Genomic DNA, 8605 nt, shown 5'->3' with positions numbered 1-8605 from the left:
GATGGGCGCCGACCCGCTCGCGAACGCGGTGCTGCATCGCGGCCTCGCCCGCGGGCTCGAGGTGGATGCGTTCGTCGCGCGTCACGTCGCCGAACCGCCCCGTCGCGGGGACCGAGCGCAGGTCCACGCCGAGGTCCTTCGCGAGCTTGCGCACGGGCGGCTTCGCGAGCACGGGGGCGGATGCGTCGCGCGGCTCGGCGGGAGCGTCCGGCGCCGGGGGCGCCGGCTCCGATGCTGCAGAAGGCGGGTGCTCGACGGTGCGGGGCTTGCGGCGCCGGGTCTCGGCACCGCCTCGCACCCCGTAGCCGACGAGCACGGCGCCGCCGTCCGCATCCGCCTCGACGTGCTGCTCGGTCGGCTGCGAGGTGGCCACCTCGTCGGGGTCGCCGCCGGAGACGCGGATGATCGGCGTGCCGACCTCGACGGTCTGCCCCTCCTCGACGAGCAGCGCCTCGACGGTGCCCGCGAACGGGCTCGGGAGCTCGACGAGCGACTTCGCGGTCTCGACCTCGAGCAGCACGTCGTTGACGGCGACCGCGTCGCCCGGGCGCACGCGCCACGAGACGATCTCGGCCTCGGTGAGGCCCTCGCCCGGGTCGGGCAGCCTGAACTCCTGCATGGGAGGGTCCTTCCGTGTGAGTGGGCCAGTGGGCAGTGGGCCGATGGTCAGTGGGCGAGCGCGCGGTCGACGGCCGCGAGCACGCGGTCGGCGTCGGGGAGGTACACGTCCTCGAGCTGCGCGGGCGGGAACGGGGTGTCGAACCCCGACACCCGCTGCACGGGCGCCTCGAGCGAGTAGAACGCGCGCTCGGCGAGCGTCGCGGCGATCTCGGAGCCGACGGACACGTGGCCCGGCGCCTCCTGCGCGACGACGACGCGGCCCGTGCGCTGCGCCGACGCGACGAGCGGGGCCCAGTCGACCGGCGAGAGCGATCGCACGTCGATCACCTCGCAGCTCGTGCCCTCGCCCTCGGCGATCTGCGCCGCCTGCAGCAGCACATGCACCATCGCGCCGTGGCCGATGAGCGTGACGTCGTCGCCGGTGCGGGCGACGACGGCCTCGTGCAGGCCCGCGGTCGGCTGCGGCAGCACCTCGCCCTTCGACCAGTACTTCGCCTTCGGCTCGAGGAAGACGACCGGGTCGTCGCTCTCGATCGCCTGCCGCAGCATCCAGTGCGCGTCGTTCGCCGTCGAGGGGCTCACGACGCGCAGGCCCGCGGTGTGGGCGAAGTAGGCCTCGGGGCTCTCCTGGTGGTGCTCGACGGCGCCGATGTGGCCGCCGTAGGGGATGCGGATGACGACGGGCATCGAGATCGCGCCGCGGTGCCGCGCGGTGAGCTTCGCGAGCTGGGAGACGATCTGGTCGAAGCCGGGGTAGACGAACCCGTCGAACTGGATCTCGACGACCGGCCGGTACCCGCGCATCGCGAGGCCGATCGCGGTGCCGATGATGCCCGCCTCGGCGAGCGGGGTGTCGAGCACGCGCTGCTCGCCGAACTCCGCCTGCAGGCCGTCGGTGATGCGGAACACGCCGCCGAGCGGCCCGATGTCCTCGCCCATGAGCAGCACGCGCTCGTCGGCGCGCATCGCCTCGCGGAGGGCGCTGTTCAGCGCCTTCGCGATCGGCATCGTCTCGCCGGCGCTCACGCGTCGCTCCCGAACGATGCCTCGAACTCGGCGAGCGCGGCCTTCTGCTCGGCCATGAAGGGGTGCGGCTCGCTGTAGACGTGGTCGAAGATGTCGTCGCTCACCGCGCTCTCCGCCTCGAGCATGCGGCGGCGCATGTCGGCGGCCTCGTCGGCCGCGCGCTGCTCGTGCTCGGCGAGCGCGGCGTCGTCGACGCCGACCGAGCGGAGGTGGGCGGCGAGCCTCGCGATCGGGTCGCGGCGGCCCCACGCCTCCTCCTCGTCGCGCGAGCGGTAACGCGTGGGATCGTCGCTCGTCGTGTGGGCGCCCATGCGGTACGTGTCGGCCTCGACGTAGCCGGGCCGGCCCTGCCGGGCCTCGTCGAGCATCCGCCTCGTCACCGCGAACGACGCGAGCGGGTCGTTGCCGTCGACCCACGCGGCGTCGAGGCCGAAGCCGCGCGCGCGCTCGTGGAGCGGGAACCGGCTCTGCCGCGTCGAGGGCACCGAGATCGCCCACTTGTTGTTCTGCACGAAGAACACGACCGGCGCGTCGTAGCTCGCGGCGAACACGAGCCCCTCGCTCGCGTCGCCCTGGCTCGCGGCGCCGTCGCCGTAGAACGCCATGACCGCCTCGTCGCTCGTCGCGTCGCCCGTGCCGCACCTGCCGTCGAAGCGGATCCCCATCGCGTAGCCCGTCGCGTGCAGCGCGTGCGTCGCGATCACGAGCGCGTAGATGCGCATGCCGCGCGTCTCGAGCGGGTTCCAGCCGCCGTGGCGCGCGCCGCGGAAGACGTCGATGATCTGGTCCATGCGCACCCCGCGGTGCAGGGCGATGAGGTGCTCGCGGTAGCTGGGGAAGAGCGTGTCCTGCTCGCGGGCAGCCCACGCGGCGCCGACCTGCGCGCCCTCCTGGCCGATCGACGGCACCCAGAGGCCGAGCTTCCCCTGCCGCTGCAGGTGCCCCGCCTCGATGTCGAAGCGGCGCGTGCGCACCATCTCGCCGTGCATCGCGAGCCGGTCGTCGGTCGTGAGCTCGTCGGCGAGCTCGCGCCACTGCGCGTTCGCGTCGGTCTCGACGAGCGCGCCGTCGGCGTCGAGCAGGCGGATGGGGTCGGTCACTGGAGGGCCTGGATCGCCGTGGCGGCCGCGACGACGAGCTCGTCGGCCTCGGGCTCGCCGACCGAGATGCGCGTGCCCTCGGGGAACACCTTCGCGACGAGGCGGTTCGCGAAGAGGATGTCGTGGATCGCGTCCTCCTGCCCCGGGCGCGACGGCACCCACAGGAAGTTGCCGTGCGGCCTCGGCACCGCGACGCCGGCGTCGACGAGCGCCCGCCAGAGCGCGTCGCGATGCTGCACGATCTGCTCGATGCGCTCGAGGTTCTCGTCGCGGTGCTCGAGCGCCGCGATCGCCGCGGCCGAGCCGAGGGCTGTCTGCGAGAGCGGCACGCCCGTGAGGTCGGCGCCGCGCAGCACGGCCGGGTCGCCCACCGCGTAGCCCACGCGCAGCCCCGCGAGCCCGTAGGCCTTCGAGAAGGTGCGGAGCACGACGACGTTGTCGCGCTGCCGCTGCAGCGCGATGCCGTCGGGGACCGGCTCGCGGACGAACTCGACGTAGGCCTCGTCGAGCATCACGAGCACGTCGGAGGGCACGCGGTCGAGGAAGGCCTCGAGCTCGCCCGGGTCGACGATCGTGCCGGTCGGGTTGTTGGGGCTGCACACGAGCACGGCGCGCGTGCGCTCGGTGATGGCCGCGGCCATCGCGTCGAGGTCGTGCTCGTGGTCCGGGCCGAGCGGCACCTCAACGGGCGTCGCGCCGCCCGTGCGGACGAACAGGGGGTACGCGTCGAACGAGCGCCACGCGTAGACGACCTCGTCGCCGACGCCCGCGACCGCGTGGATGAGCTGCTGCAGCAGCGACGCGGAGCCGTCGCCGATGAGGATGCGCTCGGCGTCGACGCCCAGCTCGCGCGCGAGCGCCTGCTGCAGCAGCGGCGAGCCGGGCCGCGGGTAGCGGTTCACCCGCTCGGCCTCGCGCTGCACGGCCTCGACGACCGCGGGCAGCGGTGGGAAGGGGTTCTCGTTGCTCGAGAGCTTGAACCCGCCCTCGGGGGCGGGTCGCCCCTGCTGGTACGGGGGGACGGCCGCAATCTCGGGTCGAAGTCGCACGGTCACCGCCTCAGGCTATTGCGAGCCTCGAAGCCCCGCGGGGATATGGGTGCCAGAATCGCGAGCATGCGATTCCTGCTGCGCGTGGTCTTCACCGCTGTCGCCATCTGGCTCGTCACGCTCTTCCTCCCGGGCATCCAGATCCTGCCGTTCGGCCCCGCGTGGTGGCACGTCGCGGTGACGACGCTCGGCGTCGCGCTCGTGTTCGCGCTCGTGAACGCGACGCTCGGCAACCTCATCCGGATCGTCGCGTTCCCGCTCTACATCCTCACGCTCGGCATCGTCGCCCTCTTCGTCAACGCGTTCCTGCTCATGATCGTGCACTGGATCTCGCAGTCGGTGGGCTTCGGCATCCGCGTGGAGAGCTTCTGGCTCGGCATGCTCGCGGCCGTGTGCATCGGGTTCCTCACGTGGCTCATCACGATCGTCACGCGCCCGATCTTCGGCAAGGAGCGCCCTCGGGAGCGCTGAGCCCGGAGTCGCCGAGCGCGTCGGCGAAGGAACGCGGCGCCCGATGCCGCGGTTGGCGCGGCGCCGGCCCGAGCGGCTCGAGCGGCGGGGTCGTCGCCTCGACGTCGCGGCCGGCCTCGACCTCGAGCTCCTCGTCGAAGTGGCGCAGCCGCAGCGGCGCTCCGGCGTCGAGCCGGTAGACGGAGCGATCGGGGTGGATCTCCACGCGCAGCACGCGCCCGTCGACGCGGATGCCGAAGCTCAGCCGCGTCAGGTGCCGCGGCAGCCGCGGCGAGAAGCGCAGGCCCGCGGCGCTCGCCCGCATCCCGCCGAAGCCGGCGACGACCGCCGTCCACGTGCCGGCGAGCGAGGCGAGGTGGAGCCCCTCCGCGGTGTCGCCCTGCGCGTCGTCGAGATCGATCGTCGCCGCCTCCGCGAGGTAGTCGGCCGCGAGGTCGAGATGCCCGAGCTCGGCAGCGATCACGGCCTGCGGCACGGCCGAGAGCGACGAGTCCCGCACCGTGAGCGCCTCGTAGTAGGCGAAGTCGCGTGCCTTCTGCGCGGGCGTGAACGCTTCGTGCCACAGCACCTGCGCGAGCACGAGGTCCGCTTGCTTGACGACCTGCTTGCGGTACAGCTCGACGTACGGGAAGCGGTCCTGCAGGGGGTACTCGTCGGACCCGGTGCGCTCGAAGTCCCACCGCTCCTGGGCGGTGAAGCCCGCCGACTGGGGGTGGACGCCGAGCTCCTCGTCGAAGGGCACGGTCATCGCGGCCGCCGCCTTGGCCCACCGCTCGATCTCGTCGTGCCGGACGCCGAGCCGGATCGCGACGTCGCGGTGCCGTCGCGCGGCGTCGGCCGCGCCGGCGAGGTTCACCCGCGCCGCGAGGTTGGTGTAGACGTTGTCGTCGGCGAGCGCCGAGTACTCGTCCGGTCCGGTGACGCCGTCGAGGTGGAACCCGCCCCGCTCGTCCCAGCGGCCGAGCGAGAGCCACAGCCGAGCCGTCTCGACGAGCAGCTCGAGCCCGACCTCGCGCTCGAGCGCCTCGTCGCCCGTGGCGCGCACGTGCTGGAGCACCGCGGCCGCGATGTCGGCGTTCACGTGGAACGCGGCGGTGCTCGCGGGCCAGTAGCCCGAGCTCTCGCGGCCGTCGATCGTGCGCCACGCGAAGCTCGCGCCCGCGAGCCGCAGCTCCGCCGCCCGCCTCCTCGCGTGCCCGAGGGTCGCGTGCCGCCATCGCAGCGCTTGCGCCGCGGCCTCCGGGAGCGTCGACGTCAGCAGCGGGAGGACGAACGCCTCGCAGTCCCAGAACGTGTGGCCCTCGTAGCCGGTGCCGGTGAGGCCCTTGCCCGGCACGGATCGGAGCTCGAGGCGCACCGCCTGCTGGAACGCGTGGAAGAGCGCGAAGCGCGCCGCCTGCTGCAGCCGGGGAGACCCGTCGACCTCGATGTCGGCGCATCGCCAGTACTCGGCGAGTCGCTCCCGCTGCCCGGCGACGAGCGCGTCCCAGCCGTCGCGCACGGCGTCGGCCACGGCGCCCTCGGCGCGGTCGCGGAGCGTCGCCGGCGCCAGGTCGGCAGACCACTCGTGCCCGACGACCTTCACGATCTCGAGCCGCTCCCCGGGCGCGAGCACCGCCGTGATGGTCGTGCGCGCGAGATCGGCGGATGCGTCGGTCGAGACCGCGGGGGCGCTCGAGCCCGCCCCGGCGATCACGTGGTCCATCGCGACGCCGATGCCGAGCCGGCTGCGGCGCGTGCGGTGCACGAGGGTCGCCGCCGTGCCGCGCACGGCGTGCAGCACCCCCTGGAGCGGCTCGGTGAGCGCCTCCTGCACGCGCGGGTCGGGATGCACGTCCTCGAGGCTCTCGTTCGCGAGCAGCTCGGAGCGCACGGTCACGGTCACCGGCGCGGAGAGCGCCTCCACCGCGTAGCGCACCGCGGCGATCGAGCGGTGCGTGTACGAGACGAGCCGGGTCGAGCGCACGCGCACGGAGCGGCCCACGGGCGACGTCCACTCCGCGTCCCGCTCGAGCGTGCCCGCGAGGAGGTCGAGCCGCTGCTCGTGCCGGTCGAGGCGGCCGCTGCGCACGTCGAACGGCTCGTCGTCGACGAGCAGCCGGATGAGCTGGCCGTTCGCGACGTTGATGACGCTCTGCCCGACGCTCGGGTAGCCGTAGCCCTCCTCGGCGTAGGGCATCGGCCGTTCCTCGAACACGCCGTTCAGGTACGTGCCGGGCTCGCCGCGCGGGTCGCCCTCGTCGAGGCTGCCGCGCCATCCGATGTGCCCGTTCGAGAGCGCGAGGAGCGACTCGCGGTGGGCCAGCCGCGACGCGTCGACGCCCCGGATCGGGACGCTCCACGGGTCGACCTCGATGCCGAGCGGCCCGGTCACCCCGCGGCTCCCAGGTGCGGCCGCCCGCCGAGGCGACGCACCGCGGCGCCCGCGGCCCTGGTCGCGCGCTGCCCGAGGAGCACAGGGTCGTCCCCCTGTCGCAGCCCCGTCACGAGCCCGGCGACGAATGCGTCGCCGCCGCCGGTCGGATCGAGCACGGGCTCGTCCCCGTGGGGGAAGCGGCGCGAGCCGCCGGGCCACGCGACGAGGTCGCCCTCGTCGACCCCGAGCGCGACGACCTCGGGGCCGCGGTCGAGCAGCGAGGCGGCCGCGGCCTCCGCGTCATCCCATCCCCCGATCTCGACGCCCGCGAGCGCGGACGCCTCGCGCGCGTCGGCGCGCACGACCGATGCCAGCGGCAGGAGCGCATCCCGCTCGGCGCCGCCGATCGCGCCGTCGAGCACGAGCCGCGCGCCGGCCTCCGCCGCGATTTGCGCGGCACGCAGCACGGCGTCGGCGGGCTGCTGCAGCTGGAGCACCACGATCCCGGCGCTCCGCAGCGCCGGGGATGCCCGCTCGACGTCTGCCACCGAGAGCAGCGAGGTCTCCGGCACGTCCTCGAGCAGCCGCCGCTCTCCGGCGGCCGTGACGAGGTCGACGAGCAGGGCGGTGCTGCCCCGCCGCGCGACGTGGCGCACGTCGAGGCCCGACGCCTGCGCCTCGCCGAGCGCCTCGGCGCCCGCGTGGTCGTCGCCGAGGACGGCGATGAGCGACGGCGCGACCTCCGGGTTCAGCTGGTGGATGCCGACGGCGATGTTCGCGCCCTTCCCGCCGAGCCGCTCGATGCGCTGCGCCACGCGAGCGCTGCCTCCCGCGCCGGGCAGGCCGTCGGTGCGCAGCACCAGGTCGCGCGCCGCCTGGCCGACGACGGCGATCGCGCCGTTCCGCTGTCCGTCCACGCCCCGACCATAGCCACGGCGGCCTCGACGCGAGCCGACCGCGTCAGCGCCGCCGCAGCGCCACCTCGTGCGCCGCTGCGCCGGTCGCGCCCGCGGTCATCCGCTCCATGCGCTCGCGCCAGTGCGCGACGACGAAGTCGTCCGTCGACTCGAGCGTCGCGACGTACTCGTCGCGCGAGTGGCGGGCGAGCGCCCCGGAGCCCTCGTCGCTCGCGCTCTCGAGCAGCAGCGTGCGCGTGCCGTCGCGCTCGGCGACCCCGTCGGTCGCGGCGACGAGGTCGCCCTCGTGCGCGACGCTCAGCACCGCGACCTCCGGCGGCAGCTCGGCGGTCGCGACGGGGCCTGCGACGAGGAGCGCGGAGCGCACGTCGAAGCGGCCCGAGGCGGCGATGTTCGCCGCGACGGCCGCTCCCTGCGAGTAGCCGAACAGGTCGACGCGGTCGTGCGGGCCGATGCCCGCCGCCTCCATCGCCTCGACGACCGCGGCGTCCGAGCCGGCGAGGCCGTGGCGGCCGGAGACCGCGTTCTCGACGTTCGCGAGCGCGTCGAGGCCGCGCTCCTGGGTGCCGTCGATGAACACCTGGAACCGGCGCGAGCCGTCCGGCATCCGGTGCTCGTGGATCGTGACCTGCTGCCGCTGCTCGCTGATGACCCGCATCGCCTCGGCCGGCGACGACACCGGTCGGGGCCTCGGCGGCACCGGCTTCAGCTGCGCGACCGCGACGGGAGCCGCGCCGCCGACGCGCGCGCCCACGACGATGCCGGCGGCGATCGCCGCGAGCAGCTCCTCCTCGCCGAGCGTCGACTCGAAGGTGCGCGCGGTGCCGACGGGCACCCCGAGGAAGCCCGCGAGCGCCTCGTCGCTCGACTCGAGCGCGAGGGCGAGCGCGTCGACGAAGGCGGGGTTCGCGAGCAGCAGCTCCCCGGCCCGCTCCCAGAACGCCCCCGCCTGCTCGAGGAGCGGCTCGACCGAGCGGCCCGCGCGCTCGGCGAGCGCGATGACCTGCGCGGCCTGGCGCGGGTGCACCGCGGCGAGCCTCGCGGCGAGCGGCACCGCGACGAGCC

At 74.6% G+C, this 8605-nt stretch carries 8 protein-coding genes; 1 reads left to right on the top strand and 7 read right to left on the bottom strand.

What is annotated here, in order from left to right; genetic code table 11:
- From NWP09_RS09655 to NWP09_RS09640, 4 genes are all read right to left on the bottom strand, one after another.
- Window positions 1–619: biotin/lipoyl-containing protein (locus NWP09_RS09655; protein WP_258275302.1), on the bottom strand; the 619-nt coding region annotated here is incomplete at its 3' end.
- 47 nt (window positions 620–666) lie between these two features.
- Window positions 667–1629, bottom strand: coding sequence for an alpha-ketoacid dehydrogenase subunit beta (locus tag NWP09_RS09650; RefSeq protein ID WP_258275303.1), 963 nt, complete (start codon window positions 1627–1629; stop codon window positions 667–669).
- A 14-nt stretch (window positions 1630–1643) separates the two neighbouring features.
- Window positions 1644–2747 (bottom strand): thiamine pyrophosphate-dependent enzyme, encoded by a 1104-nt coding sequence (locus NWP09_RS09645; RefSeq protein WP_258275301.1) that lies wholly within the window; start codon window positions 2745–2747, stop codon window positions 1644–1646.
- Complete coding sequence (locus NWP09_RS09640) at window positions 2744–3802, bottom strand: histidinol-phosphate transaminase (RefSeq protein ID WP_258275300.1); 1059 nt, start codon at window positions 3800–3802, stop codon at window positions 2744–2746. Before NWP09_RS09640 ends, NWP09_RS09645 begins: the two co-directional genes overlap by 4 nt.
- Before the next feature lie 60 nt (window positions 3803–3862).
- Between NWP09_RS09640 and NWP09_RS09635 the strand changes: the two genes are divergently transcribed.
- A complete protein-coding gene (locus NWP09_RS09635) occupies window positions 3863–4267 on the top strand; it encodes a phage holin family protein (RefSeq protein WP_258275299.1) in 405 nt (134 codons plus the stop codon).
- On the opposite strand, the gene NWP09_RS09630 is transcribed toward NWP09_RS09635, so the two are convergent.
- The 3 genes from NWP09_RS09630 to NWP09_RS09620 all read right to left on the bottom strand — a co-directional run.
- Window positions 4224–6641 (bottom strand): glycoside hydrolase family 65 protein, encoded by a 2418-nt coding sequence (locus NWP09_RS09630; protein ID WP_258275298.1) that lies wholly within the window; start codon window positions 6639–6641, stop codon window positions 4224–4226. The two genes, NWP09_RS09635 and NWP09_RS09630, sit on opposite strands and share 44 nt — an antisense overlap.
- Window positions 6638–7540, bottom strand: a complete 903-nt coding sequence (locus NWP09_RS09625) for a PfkB family carbohydrate kinase (protein ID WP_258275297.1) — start codon at window positions 7538–7540, stop codon at window positions 6638–6640. Before NWP09_RS09625 ends, NWP09_RS09630 begins: the two co-directional genes overlap by 4 nt.
- Window positions 7541–7583: 43 nt before the next feature.
- The coding region (locus NWP09_RS09620) for a hypothetical protein (protein WP_258275296.1) at window positions 7584–8605 on the bottom strand (1022 nt) is incomplete at its 5' end.

The sequence above is a fragment of the Agrococcus sp. HG114 genome, assembly GCF_024723325.1.
In the GTDB taxonomy this organism is placed as follows: Bacteria; Actinomycetota; Actinomycetes; order Actinomycetales; family Microbacteriaceae; genus Agrococcus.
The sequence above is the reverse complement of the archived record's forward strand: the minus strand, read 5'-3'. Positions and strand labels throughout refer to the sequence as shown.

Excerpts from the sequence above, each read along its gene's own strand:
- NWP09_RS09650 (WP_258275303.1), bottom strand. The coding sequence starts at position 1,629 with ATGCCGATCGCGAAGGCGCTGAACAGCGCCCTCCGCGAGGCGATGCGC.
- NWP09_RS09635 (WP_258275299.1), top strand. The coding sequence starts at position 3,863 with ATGCGATTCCTGCTGCGCGTGGTCTTCACCGCTGTCGCCATCTGGCTC.